Raw genomic sequence first — 17,404 nt, forward strand, 5'->3', positions numbered from 1 at the left:
GCAAACGAGGCCACGAACGCCTCTGCGGCCGATCCGAAACACTGTCAGATGTGTTGAGATTCAGGTCAGGCCGAGTCGAAAACGATGGTTTTCGAGAACCGGCCTACGCCGGCCGTAGCCTTCATAGGGCGGAGACACTTATGAGGCTTCGGCCGGCGAAGGCCGGAGCGGAGGGTACTTTCCGTACGTGAGCACCGGAAGCGCAGAAAGCCAGCGTTTGCAGGCCGGCCTCACCTGAATATCGGCACATCTAACGGAGCATCGGCCACAGCGTCGCCGCCAGCAGCACGCCCATGGCGATATTGAACCATTTCAGCCGCGCTGGATCTGACAGGAAGCCGCGCAGCGCCGTGCCGAAGCCGGCCCACACCGAAACGCTGGGCAGGTTGACGATGGTGAAGGCGATCGAGATCAGCGCCACCGAGACGAACGGATGATCGGCATTGGTGTAGACGGCCATCGCGGTGATCGCCATCACCCATGCCTTGGGGTTGACCCACTGGAAGGCGGCGGCGTCAATGAAGCGCATCGGCCGGCCCTGCGCCCCTTTTCCGTCGCTCATCGAGCGCGACATGGTGATCTTCCAGGCAAGGTAGAGCAGATAGACGGCGCCGGCGATCTTCAGCGCCGTATGCAGCGCTGGCAACGCCGTCAGCACCGCGCCCAGCCCGAAGCCGACGGCCAGCAACAAGACCAGAAAGCCGATGCTGATGGCCAGCATATGCGGAACTGTCCTGGCGATGCCGAAATTGACGCCGGAAGCGAGCAGCATGAGGTTGTTCGGCCCCGGCGTGATCGAAGTCACGAAGGCATAGACCAACAAGGCAGCGAATGTGTCGAGCGACATGTTATCCTCCCGGATATGTCAGCCTTACTGTCCTTTTAGCAAATGCGCAAAAGCCAGAAACGGGCAACCGGCCGGCCAAAGTTGAAACAGGATGGTCGTCCTGTTCACATTCCCTGCGGGCCGCGGTTCATCGCGGCGACGCCGGTGCGACAGATCTCGACTAGACCGAGCGGCTTCATGATGGCGATGAACTGGTCTAGCTTGGAACCCTTGCCGGTGATCTCGAAGATGAAATGCTCGGTGTTGGCATCGATGACCGAGGCGCGGAAGGCATCCGCGAGACGAAGCGCCTCGACCCGGGCGTCGCCGGTGCCGGCGACCTTGACCAGCGCGAGTTCCCGTTCCAGCGGCCGCTCCTGCCCAAGCTGATGCGAGCGCACGGTCAGGTCGACCACCCGGTGCACCGGCACGATACGCTCGAGCTGATGCTTGATCTGCTCCATCACATGCGGCGTGCCGCGCGTCACGATGGTGATGCGCGACAGATGCTTCTCATGCTCGGTCTCGGAAACGGTAAGGCTTTCGATGTTGTAGCCACGGCCCGAGAACAGGCCGATGACGCGGGCAAGCACGCCCGGCTCGTTGTCGACCAACACGGAAAGCGTGTGCGTTTCCGGCTTCTCGGTTTCCTTGGCGATGAAATAAGCGGAGCCGGTCGGTTGAAGGTGCTGTGCGTTCATAAGGTGATTCTCGATTTCAGACTTTTGAGCTAATTCTCTGTTTGCGCACGGCTTTCTCTCGATAGCCCCGCCTTGATGGCTGCCTACACCAGTTCCCTGCCCTTGGCGTCGATGGCGTTGGCCACCGCCTCGTCGGTCGCCTCGTCGGGCAGGAGCATCTCGTTATGCGCCTTGCCCGACGGGATCATCGGGAAGCAGTTGGCCAAGGTCGCCACGCGGCAGTCGAACAGCACCGGCTTCTTGACCGAGATCATCTCCTTGATCGCGTCGTCGAGCTCGTCCGGCTTGTCGCAGCGTATGCCGTGGCCGCCATAGGCCTCCGCCAGCTTGACGAAGTCCGGCATCGCCTCGGTGTAGGAATGCGACAGCCGGTTGCCGTGCAGCAGCTGCTGCCATTGCCGCACCATGCCCATATACTGGTTGTTGAGGATGAAGATCTTGATCGGCGCCTCATACTGCACCGCGGAGCTCATCTCCTGCATGGTCATCTGCACCGAAGCGTCGCCGGCGATGTCGATCACCAGCGCGTCGGGATGCGCGATCTGCACGCCGAGCGCCGCCGGCAGGCCGTAGCCCATCGTGCCCAGGCCGCCGGACGTCATCCAGCGGTTCGGCTTGTCGAAATGATAGTGCTGCGCCGCCCACATCTGGTGCTGGCCGACCTCGGTGGTGATGTAGGTGTCCTTATCTTTGGTCAGTTCGTAGAGCCGCTGGATCGCGTATTGCGGCATGATCACGTCGTTGTTCATCTTGTAGGCGAGCGAATCCCGCGCCCGCCATTTCGCGATCTGCTCCCACCAGGGATAGAGCGCCTTCTTGTCGACCTTGGCGGTCGCCCGCCACAGCCGCACCATATCTTCGAGCACCCGGCCGACATCGCCGATGATCGGCACCTCTGTGTGAACGTTTTTGTTGATCGACGACGGGTCGATATCGATGTGGATCTTCTTCGAGTTCGGCGAGAATGCATTGAGCCGGCCGGTGATGCGGTCGTCGAAGCGCGCGCCGATGCAGATCATCACGTCGCAGTCATGCATGGCCATATTGGCTTCGTAGGTGCCGTGCATGCCGAGCATCCCGACCCAGTTCTTGCCCGAGGCCGGATAGGCGCCGAGCCCCATCAGCGTCGAGGTGATCGGGAAACCGGTGAGGTCGACCAGCTCGCGCAGCAGATGGCTGGCTTCCGCGCCGGAATTGATGACGCCGCCGCCCGAATAGATGATCGGCCTCTTCGCGCCGGCCATCAGCTCGACGGCGGCCTTCACCTTTTCCAGGTCGCCCTGGACCTTCGGCTGATAGCTGGTGCGCGGCGCCGTCTGCGGCGGCACGTACATGCCCTTGGCGAACTGGACGTCCTTCGGAATGTCGACCACGACCGGGCCGGGTCGGCCGGTCGTCGCGACATGGAAGGCCTCATGGATGGTGGCGGCGAGCTCGTTGACGTCCTTCACCAGCCAGTTGTGCTTGGTGCAGGGTCTCGTGATGCCGACCGTGTCGCATTCCTGGAAGGCGTCGGAGCCGATCAGCGAGGTCGGCACCTGGCCGGTGAGGCAGACCAGCGGGATCGAATCCATCAGCGCGTCCTGCAACGGCGTCACCGCGTTGGTGGCGCCCGGGCCCGACGTCACCAGCATGACGCCGGCCTTGCCGGTCGAGCGCGCATAGCCTTCGGCCGCATGGCCGGCGCCTTGCTCGTGCCGCACCAGAATGTGCTCGAGCTCGTCCTGCTGGAAAATCTCGTCGTAGATCGGAAGCACGGCGCCGCCCGGATAGCCGAACACATGCTTGACGCCGTTGTCCTTCAGCGCCTGCACCACCATTTCGGCGCCCGTCATTTCGCGCCGCTCGTTCTGTCCGTTGCTCATCGGTCTGGTCCCGTAATGTTCGCCGCCTGGCGATTTGCTGGTCGTTTAGTCGTGTTCAAGGCAATAAAAAAGGCCCCCGAGGGAGCCTGTGTGATGCGCATGGGAGGTTTTCGCCCGGCGGTTACACCGCCTTGCCCACGCGCCAGCCTACGAGAATGAGTGCCGTTTTCATGGGCGCGGACAATAAGGGCGAAAACGCGGGCTCGTCAATGGGGTCCATTGCGAATTCACCTGTCTGTGAGAACGGCGCCGGCGCGCTTCCATCGCACAGCTACCATAGTACAGTTGAACGTGCCTCTCCGACACACCACTATGCTCTTGCAAAGAACGTGCGAGGAGGACGCATGGCTGGCGAACGGGAGCATATACGCGAGATCGAAGAGGTGCTGTCCGGCGTGCGATCGGCCCGCGACGACATCGTGGTTCAATCCTGGCTGCGTTGCATCGGTACCCATCAGCTCGACCCGGCAAGGCCGACCGAGGCCTAATGTCGTCCTAACAGACTGATTTCATTGCAAACCCTCATGAGCGTCACGATTGGCACGCCGCTTGCCGCTCATGCCGGACTCTAGCAAAGTGGAGGAGAACAAATGCTCGAGAGAACACCCACCACCAAGGCGCAGGCGCTGCTCGACAAGTTCGGCAAGGCGCTGGAAGGCGGCGACATCGACAGCGCCGTCAACTGCTTCCAGGCCGATTGCTACTGGCGCGATCTCGTCACCTTCACCTGGAACCTGAAGACGATGGAGGGCCAGGACCAGATCCGCGACATGCTGCAGGCGACGCTGGCCAGCACCAAGCCGACCGGCTGGGCGGTGGCCAAGGGCGAGGAAGCGAGCGAGGACGGCGGCGTCACCACCGCCTGGATCACCTTTGAGACGAGTGTGGCGCGCGGCTTTGGCCTCGTGCGCTTCAAAGGCGACCTGATCTGGACGCTGCTCACCACCATGGCGGAGCTGAAAGGCCATGAGGAGAAAGCAGGCTTCACCCGCCCGCTCGGCGCCAAGCATGGCCACGGCAAGGGCCGCAAGACGTGGCGTGAGGAGCGCGACGACGAGATCGCCGAGCTCGGCCACACCAAGCAACCCTATGTGGTCATCATCGGCGGCGGCCAGGGCGGTATCACGCTCGGCGCCCGGCTGAAGCAGCTCGGCGTGCCGGCCATCATCGTCGAGAAGAACGAGCGTCCGGGCGACTCCTGGCGCAAGCGCTACAAGTCGCTCTGCCTGCACGACCCGGTCTGGTACGATCACCTGCCCTATATCGACTTTCCGAAGAACTGGCCGGTCTTCGCGCCCAAGGACAAGATTGGCGACTGGCTGGAAATGTACACCAACGTGATGGAGCTGAACTATTGGAGCTCCACGTCAGCGAAATCCGCCAAATACGACGAGAAGGCCAAGGAATGGACCGTCGTCGTCGAGCGCGACGGCAAGGAGATCGTGCTGAAGCCGAAGCAACTGGTGCTGGCGACCGGCATGTCGGGCAAGGCGAACTGGCCGAAATACAAAGGCCAGGATATCTTCAAGGGCGAGCAGCAGCACTCCTCGACCCATCCCGGACCGGACAAATACCGCGGTAAGAAGGTGGTGGTCATCGGCTCCAACAACTCGGCGCATGACATCTGCGCGGCGCTGTGGGAAGGCGGCGCCGATGTGACCATGGTGCAGCGCTCGTCGACCCACATCGTCAAGTCGGACACGCTGATGGATATCGGGCTTGGCGCGCTCTACTCCGAGCAGGCGGTGGAGAACGGCATGACGACGGGCAAGGCCGACATGATCTTCGCTTCGTTGCCCTACCGCATCCTGCATGAGTTCCAGATCCCGCTCTACCAGCAGATGAAGGAGCGCGACGCGAAATTCTACGACGACCTGGAAAGGGCCGGCTTCATGCTCGACTGGGGCGATGACGGCTCGGGTCTGTTCATGAAATACCTCCGCCGCGGCTCCGGCTACTACATCGATGTCGGCGCCTGCGACCTCGTCGTCGACGGTTCGATCAAGCTGAAGAGCGGACCGGGCGCCGCTGTGCAGGAACTCACCGAAACCGGCGTCAAATTCGTCGACGGCACCGAATTGCCGGCTGACTTGGTGATCTATGCCACCGGCTACGGCTCGATGAATGGCTGGGCCGCCGACCTCATCTCGCAGGAGGTAGCGGACAAGGTCGGCAAGGTCTGGGGCCTCGGCTCTGCCACCACCAAGGATCCGGGTCCTTGGGAGGGCGAGCAGCGCAACATGTGGAAGCCGACGCAGCAGGAAGCGCTCTGGTTCCACGGCGGCAACCTGCACCAGTCGCGGCACTATTCGCAGTATCTGTCGCTGCAGCTCAAGGCCAGGCAGGTCGGCCTGCCGACGCCTGTTTATGGGCTGCAGGAGGTCTACCACAAGAGCTGACGCACGGCGCTCTCGCGGATAGCAGGAGCCGGCCAACCGGGCTTCTGTCATCTAGCCGCCTTCAGCCGCGAACTTCTTCACCACCCGCTCGAGCAAGGGCACGTAGTCGCGAAAGGCGCGTGTCTTCATGTTGGCGATCTTGCCGCCCTCGTCCCAGATGCGCACGCGCACCGCTTCGTCGTGGAAGGGATTGCTGCGGAACTCAGCCACCTCCTCCGCGCTCATCGGCCCGCCCTGCAGCGACAGCGTATGCACCGAGGCCGGCGACAGCTTGCTGAAATAGGTCGGATCGGTGGCGCAGAGATAGCGTTTGGCCGAGACATGCAGCCTGACGCATTCGACGATGACCGGCGGGAAGAACGGCGCCAGCATCTCGCCGCCCGCCTCGTCATGGTGCTTGTCCTCGACGTCGTCGGGCGAATAGGTGCCGAACTCGCTGGTGTAGTGGCCGATGTCGTGCAGCAGCGCCGCCGCCACAAGCTCCTCCGGCGCGCCGTCCTGCTCGGCCAGCCACGCGCCCTGAAGCATATGCTCCGACATCGTGACCGGCTCGCCGAGATAGGATTCCGCGCCGCGGCGCTCGAAGATGTCGGCGATGAACTCGACGATGTTGCCTGCGTTCAATTCGTCCGGCTTCATTCCGCCGCCTCCTCGAAACCATGCTCGATCGCAGCAAGCGTCGACAGCAGGCCGTCCTTGTCGGCGTAGCAGCCCTGCAGCCAGCGCTTGCCGCTGCCGGAAAACGCCTTGCGCGCATGCAGGACGCGGGTGTTGTCGACGATGAAGGATTGCCCCGCCTCGAGCTTGAACGTCACCTCGAAGGCAGGATCCTCGATCAGCTCGGCGAACCGGCGATAGGCCGCATAGTATTTGTCCATCTCGGCGAACGGCACATCGACGGCCGGCGCCAGCGAGCGGTTGTTGAAGCGGATGCAGATCAACTCGCCATCGGGCCCGAGCTCGATCATCGGCCGCTTGGACTGCAGCCGCACGCCCGACGAGCCGGCATATTCGAAACGCGCCGGATAGGAAGAAAGCAGCCGGAAGCCGTCCGGGTTTTCCGCTTGAAGTGCCGCCGCGACCGCGAAGCCGTCGACGACGCTGGACTCGCCGCCTTCCACCGTGTTCTCGATGCAGGCGAGGATCTGCAGCGTCGGCACCGGATCCCGATACGGATTGTCGGTATGCGCCTGCAAGCCGAGATTGGTGTAGGCGAGATTGTTCGGATTGACCTCGGCCCGCACCTCGAACCAACGCCCGTAATTGGTCTCCCTGATGTAGCCGAAAAGGTCCGCCACCTTGCACAGCGCGCCGGATTCGGCAGGCAGGCCGTCCATGATAGCGAAGCCGAAGCTGCGGACCGCGGCCAGCCATTGCCGCAAGACGTTGCTGTCTCTGCTGGCATCCGCATAGGCGGCGCGCGGCACGGAATTCTGCATCGTGGCTTTCGTCCAGCGCTCTATGTCGCTTCCCGTCCAGCCAGGCTGGCGAGCCTCCTTGCGATCGTAGGCATGAGCGCGGAGCCAGCTTGAGGGAAAGCTGACGGTCTTGCCTTCAGGAGCGAATGTGACCTCCAGCGCTCCGTCCTTGATCTCAGCCGCGCCGATCCGCGTTTCCGCCGGAATATCGAGGATGGTGATCAGCCGCTGTCCGTGCCGGCACTGCGCGTCTTGGCGTCCAGCGCATTATCGCGCAGCCATATGGCATGGAAGCGGCTCACCGTTCCGTCCTTCCAGCCAAGCTCGATCACTCGCCCGTCGTCGGCCAGCGTTGCCGTCCTCAACATATCCCGAAGCTCCCATCCTCTACCCACCACCATGGGGTACGGATTGCATGCTGGCTTCACCAGAGGCATAATTCAAATTATCGTTTTGCGGGTATTGGCGCTAAATTTCTGATGGCTGGAAAGGCTTTCGATGCGATGCCTCCTCTCGACTGGCTCCGCAGTTTCGAGGCTGCCGCTCGCCTGTCGAACTTCACCGCCGCGGCCGCCGAGCTCGGGCTCACGCAAGCCGCCGTCAGCCAGCACATCCGTTTTCTGGAAGAGCGGCTCAGGACTCGATTGTTCGCGCGCCTGGCGCGCGGCGTGGCATTGTCGCCGGAGGGCGCGGCCTATCTCCCGCATATCCAGTCGGCATTCGCGACCATCGGCAACAGCACCAATGAGCTGTTCGAGCCGCGCGCCGTGCAGACCGTCTCGATCCGGGTTCCGATCTCGTTTGCCCTTCTGGTCCTGGTCCCGGCCCTGCCAGAGCTGGCAAAAACGCTGCCGCAGATCCGGCTCGATCTGGTGACCATCCATCGGCCGACCGACTACGACCAGTCGGGCTCGGCGCTCGACATACGATTCGGCAACGGGTCCTTTCCCGGGCGCGAGGCCGACCGGCTGACCGTCGAGCGGCTTGTCCCGGTCGCGGCTCCGACACTCGCCCGAGAAGCCGATTGGACGTCAATGCCGCTGCTCCTGGTGGCGGGCGCGCGCGAGATGTGGGCGGAATGGTTCCCCGCCGCGGGGCTTGCCGGCCATTCCCTGCGCTCGCATCGCTTCGACAGTTTCGTCGCCGCCATGGAAGCTGCGAAGGCCGGCGCGGGAGCGCTGCTCGGCTCGCTGCCACTGATCGACGCGGCCCTGAAGGACAAGGTTCTAGTCAGGCTTTCGGATTTCGAGCTTTCGAGCCCCTCGGGCCATTTCCTGACGAGACCGTCATCATCGCGACTGTCCGGCGCCGAGCAGGATTTCCGCCGCTGGCTTCTGTCGCGCATCGCCAGGATTTCTGGATAGCGCGCGGGCCGCTCTGCCTATCCGTTTCCAGTAGATGAGCGTGCCGGTCAGCCCGCCATGCGGCTTGAGAGCAAAATCGGGGATTTCACCGGTGAGCGTGAAACCGAGTTTCTCATAAAGCCCGGCCGCGCCCTCTTCGCTGGCGGTGTCCAGCACCAACAGCGTGCGGCCTTTCTCAACGGCCAGTTTCTCCGCTGCCCGCATCAGGGCCATCGCCACGCCTTTGCCGCGATGGTTTCGGCCGGTCATCAGCTTGGCGATCTCGGCACGGTGCGGTTGATTGGGCGGGAAGTCGAGCAGCAGCGTGACCGTGCCGGCAAGCGCATCGCCACGCCAAGCGCCCAGCACCGCCCTTTCCCCGCGCGCGGCCGCGGCGAGCGATTTGCGCCAGAAATCCCGCGCGGCCTCCGCCGACAACGGATGCATGAAGCTCACCGACCCGCCGGCGGCGACCGTCTCGATCAGCAGATCGGTGAGCATCGCGATGGTCGCCGCGTCGTCGCTCAGCGCCCGGATTTCAAGGGAATTCATGCTGGTACTCTCCAGGTGACGAAACATCGGGGAACAGGTCATTCGAAATGGCTGATACGTTTCCGTCGCCGCGCCCGCCGGATTTCGGCGATGCGGTCGGCGTCGTCCTCGCTGAGATGGCGGCCACGCTCCAAGATCTCGAGCGTATATTCCTCGTAAGTCAGGCCGAGCCGTTCGGCCCTCTCCAGCCGCATCAGCATGACGGCGTGGCTTGGCGCCTTCCAGGCCTTGTCGTGGGCGGCGCGCCAAGCGAGGAAGATATAGGCATCGCCCTTGCCCCAGGGCGGGCCATCGTAGTCGTCGAGCGGCGGCCCGCCATTGTGCGAGCGTTTTGGCCGGCGAGACATCGGGGTCAGTCCCTGACCAACGCCACGAGATACTCCGCCGCATCCGGTCCGGGAGCATGAAAGACGCAATCCGAGGGCGCGCCCAGCGCCAGGCAGTCGCCGGGCTCGAGCCTGTGCACCACATCGCCCTCGGTGAAATCAAGCCTTCCGCCGATCAGCCATATCTGCTGCTTGATGAAGGCGTAGGATGCCGCCGGGAGGCTGACCTTGGCACCTGCCGGAAGGCTGACCCTGACCAGTTCCAGCGGCATCTGCGATGCCGGCGACAGATGCCGCCTGATATAACCGGTTGCCGGATCCCGCCAGACTGGCTGCTCGTCCCTGCGCGAAACACCGCCGCCTTGCATCTCGGCCCGTGCGATCAGCGTCGACAACGTCATGCCGAAGGCCGCCGCGATACGCACCAGGAGCGCCGCGGTCGGACTGGTCGTGCCGCGTTCGATGGCGCTCAGCATCGCCTTCGAGACGTCCGAGCGCTCGGCCAATTCGGCCAGCGACCAGCTCCTCACCGTCCTTTCGGAGTGTATCCGCCTGCCGATCGTGGTTGTGATGTCATTCGATATATCGATCATTCGTCCAATATATCGGAATTTCGGAAACTGGGAAGAGACTATTCGATCGAATTGTCGCGGCTGGTTTAACGCTGCCGACACCATCCGACCTCACCTGACTTTAACCCCGATTGGATAGGGTTCCCGCTCCAGGGGAATGGGACCAGCGCATTATGTTTGTTGAACGCGAAGCCTCCGTCGGGGAACCGACCTCGCAGGAACGCCGTAACATCCAACAGAACGACAAACGCATTCTGGGCAATGTCGTGCAATGCGACGGTGCGCGCGCCACCATCAGCGCCCATGCGGAAGACGCCGAGGGCACAGTCACCGGCCTCTGGACCGTCGGCAGGATGATCTCCATCAATCTCGGCTCAACGAGAACGGTTGGCCTTGTCTATGCCATCGGCAAGTCGGACCGCGCCTGGAACCCCGACGGGCAGAATCTCATCGAGGTCAGCGTCGAGTTGGTCGGCGAAGTGCGCGACGGCGTCGAGCCCGGCTCCAAGCCGGTGTTCGACCGCGGCATCACAACCTATCCGCATATCGGCGCCATTGCCCATCGCATCCGAACCCGCGATCTGCAGGCGGTCTACGACCTGGCCGGGCGCCATTCGGTGACCATCGGCACGCTGTCGCAGGATGAGTCGATCGATGCCAACATCGCCATCGACGACACGCTGGCGCGCCATTTCGCCATCGTCGGCACCACCGGCGTCGGCAAATCGACGGCGGTCTCGCTGCTCTTGCGCAAGACGATCGCGTCGCGTCCCGACCTGCGCGTGCTCATCCTCGACCCGCATAATGAGTTTGCCGCCTCGCTGCCGGAATATTGCGTCAAGGTCGATTCCAAGACGCTCGACCTGCCGTTCTGGATGTTCAGGCTCGAGGAGTTCGCCGAAGTGCTGTTTCGCGGTCGCGAGACGGTGCCCGAGGAAGTGGACGTTCTGCGCGACCTGATCCCGGCCGCCAAGAACCTCTACCGCAACCCGAGCTCCGGAACTTACATCAGGCGCGGCAGCGACGCGCTGACCGCGGACACGCCGGTGCCTTACCGCATTGCCGATCTCATCAAGCAGATCGACGAGCGGATGGGCATGCTTGAGAGCAAGAACGACCGCCCGACCCTCAAATCGCTGAAGACGCGCATCGAATCGGCCGCTGCCGACCCGCGCTACCGCTTCATGTTCAATTCGCGCTTGATCGAGGACACGATCCACGAAACGATCGGCAATATTTTCCGCGTCCCCAATCATGGCCGCCCGGTGACCTGCTTCGAGATGGCGGGCATGCCTTCGGAAGTCGTCAACTCGGTCTGCTCGGTGCTGGCACGCCTGGCCTTCGACCTGGCGCTGTGGAGCGAGGGCCGGCTGAAGCTGCTGCTGCTTTGCGAGGAAGCCCATCGCTACATGCCGGCCGATCCACGCCTCGGCTTCGCGCCGACCCGGCACGCGCTGTCGCGCATCGCCAAGGAAGGCCGCAAATATGGCTGCTATCTCGGCGTCGTCACCCAGCGTCCGGGCGAGCTTGACCCGACCATCCTGTCGCAGTGCTCGACCTTTTTCGCCATGCGGCTCGCCAACGAGCAGGACCAGGCGATCATCCGCTCGGCGATCGCCGATTCCTCGGCCTCGACCCTGGCGTTCCTCTCCTCGATGGGGCAGCGCGAGGCCATCGCCTTCGGCGAAGGCGTGGCGACGACCATGCGGCTGAAGTTCGAGAAGCTGCCGCAGGAGTTCATCCCAGGCACCGCGAAGGGCGAGCAGATCGAGCCCTCCGTGGACGGCAACGACGTCGATCTGGCCATGATCGTCGAGCGGCTGCGTAACGTGCCGAAGCCGCAGCAGTCCATGGCTTTCGCCGAGACAGTGGACTCGACCCGCCAGGCCGGTGACCCGGAATACAAGAAGCCGGCCAACTCCCCGCGCGTGCAGCCGGACGACGACTTCGACACGCGCTACGGCCTGAAGCCCTCGACCTTCGGCATGCGCCAACTCAACGATTAAGCCTGCGATCGTGAAAAGCAGGGGTAAATCCCGCCAGGAAATTCGTCAGGCTGAGTCGGCTGAAGTTACCTTCGAGACCGGAGCGGAGCGGACATAAAGTCCGTGAGCACCGGAAGCGCAGAAGGTAGCTTCAGACGGCCAGCCTCACGAATTTAGTGGTGGGATTTTAGGCGCAGACGCGGTTGCGGCCTTGCTTCTTCGCCTCATAGAGCTGGCGGTCGGCGCGGCGATAGAAATCCTCCGCGCTCTCCTTGTGGTCCCAGACGGCAAGGCCGACACTGGTGGTAACCTTCAGCCGCACATTACCCGACATGATCGACAGATTGGCGACCGCCTTGCGGATGCGCTCGGCGAAGCGGGCGAGCAGTTCGACATCCATATTGGGGGTGACGACGGCAAACTCCTCGCCGCCCAACCGCGCCACCACATCGTGATAGCGCGTCATGCCTCTGAGGCAGGCGGCGAGGGCTCTCAGCACCTCATCGCCGACATCGTGGCCATGCGTGTCGTTGACCTGTTTGAAATGGTCGAGATCGAGGATCATCAGCCCGACCGGCCTGTCGATGCGGCGAAACTCCTGCAGATATTCGCGCAGCGCATCGTCGAAATAGCGGCGGTTCTGCATGCCGGTCAGACTGTCGGTGAGCGCCGCTTGCTCAAGCGTCTGCGAACGGGCGCTGAGCGACACCGTCATGGCCCTGAGCTTGCCCTCTTCTCGCACCTGGCCGCGGATCAGCGGGTAGATGAAGAAGCTGCCGAAGAACAGCGCGGTCGCCAGCAACGCGCCTGTAACGAACAGCAATTTGTTGAGATAGACGATTTTGTCGACGCGCGATACGGCATCGAGGTCGGCGGCGATGTCCTGCAATTGGCCATAGGCATGGAAGGTCACCAAGCCCGCGGCCAGGATCACAAAAATAAAGACGAAAAATGCGGATTCCGCCTTATGGAAACGCATCAACTCCCCGCGGCACTGTGGCCCCAAAGGTTATGGCATGGCCGACCTTACGGACCGTTAATCCGAACAACTTTAGCGAGAATTGGAGCCGGCGATTTTAAGGCGCTGATTGAAAAGCTTAGTCAGTCCAGGAGTGCCAACTCGTCGCCCGGCCGCAGCCTGCGCCACTCCGCGCCCAGCTGGTGCCTGAACCATGTCGACTGGCGCTTGGCATATTGCCGGGTCGCGATCTTGGCGCGTTCGATGGCTTCGGGAAAACCTGACTGGCCGGCCATCGCCGCCTGCAGCTCGCGCACGCCGATCGCTTTCATCGCCGGCAGGTCGGGATCCAGGTCGAGCGCGACGAGCTGACGCACTTCGTCGAGCGCGCCCTTGTCGAGCATCTGGTCGAAACGCGCCTCGATGCGCAGGACCAGTTGCTGCCGATCCGGCTCGATGACCAGAAAGCGCGCGCTGTCGCGATCGATCAGCGGCCGGCCGCGCGCCGCCTGCCATTCGAGAATCGAGCGCCCCGAAGCGTCGAGCACTTCGAGCGCCCGCACGATGCGCTGCCCATCTGTCGGCCTGAGCTGCATGGCGACGGCCGAATCCTCGTGCATGAGCAGGCGATGCAGCTTTTCGGCCCCTTGTTCCTTGAGCTCGTAGCGCCAACGCTCGCGGATGGCCGCCGGAATGTCCGGCATATCCGAGATGCCTTCGGCCAGCGCGCGGAAATAAAGCCCGGTGCCGCCGACGAAAACGACGGGTCGGCCCGACAGGACGCCGTCGTCGATCAGCTTCGTCACGTCGCGCAGCCAGGCGCCGGTGGAATAGGCCGTCGAGGGATGCACATGGCCGTAAAGGAAGTGCGGCGCGCGTGCCATTTCGGCGGCGCTCGGCCGCGCCGTCAAGACGTCGAGCACCGAATAGCCCTGCATGGAATCGGTGTTGACGATGACCCCGCCATTGCGTTCGGCAAGGTCGAGTGCCAGCGCCGACTTGCCGCTGGCGGTCGGCCCGGCTATCAGGATCGCATTCTTGACGCGGCCTTCGCCCGCCTGCCTGCCGGAATTTTCGATGCCGCTGATCGCCACTTTAGTGTCCCGTCCAGAAGCCCGCGCCGTGCCGGCCTCGCTTGCGAATATGGCCTTGCGGGCCGCCGGCGCAAGCGCCGCTCATTGGCTGGCCGAGGACATCGCCTGCGATCTCGTTTTGCCGCAGACGCCGGATATCGGCGAAATGACCGCCAATCTGCGCGCTGCATTGGCTTCCGAACCGGTCGACGTCATCGTCCAGCCCGCCGAAGGCAGGCGCAAGAAGATCCTGCTCGCCGATATGGATTCGACCATGATCGACCAGGAATGCATCGACGAACTCGCCGACGAGATCGGCGTCAAGGATCATGTCGCGGCGATCACCGCGCGCTCGATGAATGGCGAGATCGCCTTCGAGCCCGCCTTGCGCGAGCGCGTCGCCCTGCTGAGGGGCTTCGATACCGACGTGGTCGACCGCATCATCGCCAATCGGCTGACGCTCGCCGCCGGCGGCCGCGCCTTGGTGCAAACGATGCGCGCCAACGGTGCCTGGACGGCGCTGGTCTCCGGCGGCTTCGACGTCTTCACCAGCCGCATCGCCGCCATGCTGGGATTTCAGGAAAACCGGGCCAACCGCCTGGTCGAGAATGACGGCACATTCACCGGCATGGTGGCTGAGCCGATCCTCGGCCGCGCGGCCAAGGCCGAATCGTTGCTCGACATCGCGGCACGGCTCGGGCTCACGACAGAGGATGCCATCGCGGTTGGCGACGGCGCCAACGATCTTGATATGATCCGTCTTGCCGGCACCGGCGTCGCGCTCCACGCGAAGCCGGCGGTGGCGGAACAGGCCCGCATCCGCATCGACCACGGCGACCTGACCGCGCTGCTCTATCTCCAGGGCTATCGCCGGGACGAGTTCGTCGAATGAAGCCGATCCGCACCGAGCGCCTGATCCTGCGCAACTGGGAGGATCGCGACCGCGCGCTTTTCCACCGCATCAACTTCGACGAGCGCGTGATGGAGTTCTTCCCGTTCCGCCGCGACTGCGCGACCGCCGACGCCATGATGGACGAATTCCGCGGTTGGATCGAGGAGGATGGCTACGGCTTCGCCGCCGCCGAGATCGCGGCCACCGGCGAATGCATCGGCTTCGTAGGGCTCCTGGATACGGATGACGTGCCATCGCTACCGGACGGCACGATCGAGATCGGCTGGCGGCTGGCGCCGGAATTCTGGGGCAAAGGCTATGTCACCGAGGCAGCGGAAGCATGGCTCGCCTTCGGCTTCGAAACGCTGAGGCTGGAGGAGATCGTCTCCTTCGCCGTCGCCGAAAACCATCGCTCCATCGCCGTCATGAAGCGGCTCGGCATGCGAGCCGATCCAGGCGCCGATTTCGATCATCCGAGCGTTCCCGACAGCCACCCGCACCTCAAGCGGCATGTCCTCTACAGGCTGTCGGGCGAGGATTGGCAAGTACGAAAAAGGGCGGCTCGCTAGCCGCCCTATCATTTTCAATCCATCCGGATCGTCACGAAGCGCAGTTCGCCGCTCTTCGAGGCCAGCATTAGGAGCGCGTTCTTGCGGCCCTGCTCCTTCAGCGCGCCGATCCTGTCCATCACGTCCTTCGGCGTGCCGACCGATTCCTGCGCGATCTCGGTGATCACCTCGCCGGCCTGGATGCCGCGCTCGGCCGCCGCCGAATCCTTGGCAACGTCTGTGATGACCACGCCGGACACATCGGCCGCGATGCCGAACTTCTGCCGCGTCTGGTCGTTGAGCTCGCCGACCGTCATGCCGAGCACCGAGGCCGTCGATACCGGAGGCGTCGCCTTGTCGCCCTTGTCCTGGTCGGTGTTGCCGTTCTCGCCGCTGGCCAGCTTCTCGCTGTCCTCCAGCCGTCCGAGCGTCACCTTGACGGTCTGCTCGACGCCTTTGCGCACGATGACCACGTCGACCGCCTTGCCGACCGGGCTTTCGGCGACGACGCGAGGCAGGTCGCGCATTTCATGGATATCCTTGCCGTCGAACTTGATGATGACGTCGCCGGCCTGCACAGAACCGTTGTCGACCGGCCCGCCCTTGATGACGCCGGCCACCAGCGCGCCCTTGGCGGTTGCCATGCCGAGGCTTTCGGCGATGTCGTCCGTCACCGGCTGGATGCGCACACCAAGCCAGCCGCGCCGCGTCTCGCCATATTGGCGGAGCTGGTCGACGACGCCCGCGGCAAGCTGCGAGGGGATGGAGAAACCGATGCCGATCGAGCCGCCCGACGGCGAGATGATCGCCGTGTTGATGCCGATGACCTCGCCGGCGGCGTTGAACAGCGGGCCGCCGGAATTGCCGCGGTTGATGGCGGCGTCGGTCTGGATGAAGTCGTCATAGGGGCCGGAATTGATGTCGCGGTTGCGCGCCGAGACGATGCCCACCGTCACCGTGCCGCCCAGGCCGAACGGATTGCCGATCGCCATCACCCAGTCGCCGACGCGCATCTTGGTGGAATCGCCGAATTTCACCGCCGTCAGCTTGTGGCCCTTGGGGTCGACCTTCAGCACCGCGACATCGGTCTTGGTGTCGGTGCCGACAAGCGTCGCCTTCAGCGTGACGCCGTCGGAGAAATTCACCTCGATATCGTCGGCGTCGGCGATGACATGGTTGTTGGTCACCACGATGCCCTGCTCGGCGTCGATGACGAAGCCGGAGCCGAGCGACTGTACTTTCTGCCCGCCACCGCCCTTTTCGCCGCCACGGTTCTTGAAGAAATCGTCGAAGAAGTCCTGGAACGGCGAGCCCTCGGGCAGTTGCGGCATCGGCACCGCGCCAGGTCCTTCCGTGCCTTTCACCGTCTGCGAGGTCGAGATGTTGACCACCGCGCCGAGCAGGCGCTCGGCGAGATCGGCGACCGAAGGCGGTCCGTCGGAAGCGATCGTCGGCGTGACGAAGGACGGGACGGCAACGATGCCGACCGCGAATGCCGTGGCGCCGGCGAAGACCATGCGCCGCGCCGCGCGCAACAGGGTGTCGGATATCATCATGGCCTCCGGTGGTTCTGAAAAGGAAAAGCGCATCCGCAAAGGCGCCTGTCCGGCTCATCTTGGCAAGAAATAAGGCACGTTTGCGGCTATAGCTATCGGCGGAAGATAAATCGTCAATCGCTTCGGCACCAAGGAATTTTCATTCAAGCAATCCAACGAAGACTTAGATCAGCATGGCGATTCAACGAAACGTCATCCTGATCTAGCCGCGGACCAGCCAGACGATGCCGACACCTATGGCGATCGCCGCCAGCCCGCCGATCCGCAGCATATTTTCCGGCATCGACAGCACCTCGGCGGCGAGTTTCCGGGCCAAAGCCGGAAACCCTCCATAGACCAGCCCTTCGATCACCAGGACCAGGCCGATTGCCGCCAGAAAATCCTGCACCG

The 17,404-nt window shown here is 63.5% G+C and carries 19 protein-coding genes; 6 read left to right on the forward strand and 13 right to left on the reverse strand.

Annotated features, from left to right (window positions below; translation table 11 throughout):
• Positions 1–250: 250 nt before the first annotated feature.
• The 3 genes from O7A05_RS04580 to O7A05_RS04590 form a co-directional block, all read right to left on the reverse strand.
• A complete protein-coding gene (locus O7A05_RS04580; RefSeq protein ID WP_337091779.1) occupies positions 251–847 on the reverse strand; it encodes a LysE family translocator in 597 nt (198 codons plus the stop codon).
• Positions 848–951: 104 nt separating this feature from the next.
• On the reverse strand, positions 952–1,527 hold the full coding sequence (ilvN, locus tag O7A05_RS04585) for an acetolactate synthase small subunit (protein ID WP_224600848.1): 576 nt from the start codon (positions 1,525–1,527) through the stop codon (positions 952–954).
• A gap of 83 nt (positions 1,528–1,610) precedes the next feature.
• Entirely contained in the window at positions 1,611–3,392 is a 1,782-nt protein-coding gene (locus O7A05_RS04590) for an acetolactate synthase 3 large subunit (protein ID WP_337091780.1), read from the reverse strand.
• Between the two features lie 344 nt (positions 3,393–3,736).
• Between O7A05_RS04590 and O7A05_RS04595 the strand changes: the two genes are divergently transcribed.
• Both O7A05_RS04595 and O7A05_RS04600 read left to right on the forward strand, forming a co-directional pair.
• On the forward strand, positions 3,737–3,880 hold the full coding sequence (locus O7A05_RS04595) for a hypothetical protein (protein ID WP_337091781.1): 144 nt from the start codon (positions 3,737–3,739) through the stop codon (positions 3,878–3,880).
• Positions 3,881–3,982: 102 nt separating this feature from the next.
• The gene (locus O7A05_RS04600; RefSeq protein WP_337091782.1) at positions 3,983–5,791 is read left to right on the forward strand and encodes an NAD(P)/FAD-dependent oxidoreductase; all 1,809 of its coding nucleotides are present in this window, start codon (positions 3,983–3,985) and stop codon (positions 5,789–5,791) included.
• Positions 5,792–5,842: 51 nt separating this feature from the next.
• Here the strand turns inward: O7A05_RS04600 and tmpB are convergent, their stop codons facing one another.
• The 3 genes from tmpB to O7A05_RS04615 are packed head-to-tail and all read right to left on the reverse strand — an operon-like array spanning position 5,843 to position 7,577.
• Complete coding sequence (gene tmpB / locus O7A05_RS04605) at positions 5,843–6,430, reverse strand: (R)-1-hydroxy-2-trimethylaminoethylphosphonate oxygenase (protein WP_337091783.1); 588 nt, start codon at positions 6,428–6,430, stop codon at positions 5,843–5,845.
• Positions 6,427–7,434, reverse strand: a complete 1,008-nt coding sequence (gene tmpA, locus O7A05_RS04610; RefSeq protein ID WP_337091977.1) for a 2-trimethylaminoethylphosphonate dioxygenase — start codon at positions 7,432–7,434, stop codon at positions 6,427–6,429. Before tmpA ends, tmpB begins: the two co-directional genes overlap by 4 nt.
• A complete protein-coding gene (locus O7A05_RS04615) occupies positions 7,431–7,577 on the reverse strand; it encodes a gamma-butyrobetaine hydroxylase-like domain-containing protein (RefSeq protein ID WP_337091785.1) in 147 nt (48 codons plus the stop codon). The genes tmpA and O7A05_RS04615 overlap by 4 nt, the downstream gene beginning before the upstream one ends.
• Before the next feature lie 111 nt (positions 7,578–7,688).
• Here O7A05_RS04615 and O7A05_RS04620 point away from each other — a divergent pair, with 111 nt between their 5' ends.
• A complete protein-coding gene (locus O7A05_RS04620) occupies positions 7,689–8,573 on the forward strand; it encodes a LysR family transcriptional regulator (RefSeq protein WP_337091786.1) in 885 nt (294 codons plus the stop codon).
• On the opposite strand, the gene O7A05_RS04625 is transcribed toward O7A05_RS04620, so the two are convergent.
• The 3 genes from O7A05_RS04625 to O7A05_RS04635 are packed head-to-tail and all read right to left on the reverse strand — an operon-like array spanning position 8,499 to position 10,023.
• The gene (locus tag O7A05_RS04625) at positions 8,499–9,104 is read right to left on the reverse strand and encodes a GNAT family N-acetyltransferase (RefSeq protein ID WP_337091788.1); all 606 of its coding nucleotides are present in this window, start codon (positions 9,102–9,104) and stop codon (positions 8,499–8,501) included. The two genes, O7A05_RS04620 and O7A05_RS04625, sit on opposite strands and share 75 nt — an antisense overlap.
• 38 nt (positions 9,105–9,142) lie before the next feature.
• Positions 9,143–9,451 carry a hypothetical protein gene (locus O7A05_RS04630; protein WP_140839842.1) on the reverse strand — a complete coding sequence of 103 codons (309 nt, stop codon included), beginning with the start codon at positions 9,449–9,451 and terminating at the stop codon, positions 9,143–9,145.
• 5 nt (positions 9,452–9,456) lie between these two features.
• Positions 9,457–10,023 (reverse strand): helix-turn-helix domain-containing protein, encoded by a 567-nt coding sequence (locus O7A05_RS04635; RefSeq protein WP_337091789.1) that lies wholly within the window; start codon positions 10,021–10,023, stop codon positions 9,457–9,459.
• Positions 10,024–10,175: 152 nt separating this feature from the next.
• Here O7A05_RS04635 and O7A05_RS04640 point away from each other — a divergent pair, with 152 nt between their 5' ends.
• Positions 10,176–12,008 carry an ATP-binding protein gene (locus O7A05_RS04640; protein WP_337091791.1) on the forward strand — a complete coding sequence of 611 codons (1,833 nt, stop codon included), beginning with the start codon at positions 10,176–10,178 and terminating at the stop codon, positions 12,006–12,008.
• 166 nt (positions 12,009–12,174) lie between these two features.
• On the opposite strand, the gene O7A05_RS04645 is transcribed toward O7A05_RS04640, so the two are convergent.
• A complete protein-coding gene (locus O7A05_RS04645) occupies positions 12,175–12,966 on the reverse strand; it encodes a GGDEF domain-containing protein (protein WP_337091792.1) in 792 nt (263 codons plus the stop codon).
• 122 nt (positions 12,967–13,088) lie between these two features.
• A complete protein-coding gene (gene miaA / locus O7A05_RS04650; protein ID WP_337091978.1) occupies positions 13,089–14,033 on the reverse strand; it encodes a tRNA (adenosine(37)-N6)-dimethylallyltransferase MiaA in 945 nt (314 codons plus the stop codon).
• Here miaA and serB point away from each other — a divergent pair.
• Positions 14,023–14,910 carry a phosphoserine phosphatase SerB gene (serB, locus tag O7A05_RS04655; protein ID WP_337091793.1) on the forward strand — a complete coding sequence of 296 codons (888 nt, stop codon included), beginning with the start codon at positions 14,023–14,025 and terminating at the stop codon, positions 14,908–14,910. The genes miaA and serB overlap by 11 nt on opposite strands.
• Positions 14,907–15,479: a GNAT family N-acetyltransferase gene (locus tag O7A05_RS04660; RefSeq protein WP_337091794.1), complete on the forward strand. Its 573-nt coding sequence runs from the start codon at positions 14,907–14,909 to the stop codon at positions 15,477–15,479. The genes serB and O7A05_RS04660 overlap by 4 nt, the downstream gene beginning before the upstream one ends.
• A 14-nt stretch (positions 15,480–15,493) precedes the next feature.
• Here O7A05_RS04660 and O7A05_RS04665 read toward each other — a convergent pair whose 3' ends face one another.
• Together O7A05_RS04665 and O7A05_RS04670 are read right to left on the reverse strand one after the other, a co-directional pair.
• The gene (locus O7A05_RS04665) at positions 15,494–17,011 is read right to left on the reverse strand and encodes a DegQ family serine endoprotease (protein WP_337091795.1); all 1,518 of its coding nucleotides are present in this window, start codon (positions 17,009–17,011) and stop codon (positions 15,494–15,496) included.
• A 205-nt stretch (positions 17,012–17,216) separates the two neighbouring features.
• Complete coding sequence (locus tag O7A05_RS04670; RefSeq protein WP_041011943.1) at positions 17,217–17,402, reverse strand: DUF2065 domain-containing protein; 186 nt, start codon at positions 17,400–17,402, stop codon at positions 17,217–17,219.
• Positions 17,403–17,404 lie beyond the last annotated feature (2 nt).

It is taken from the genome of Mesorhizobium argentiipisi (SeqCode) (genome assembly GCF_037179585.1).
Lineage (GTDB): Bacteria > Pseudomonadota > Alphaproteobacteria > Rhizobiales > Rhizobiaceae > Mesorhizobium > Mesorhizobium argentiipisi.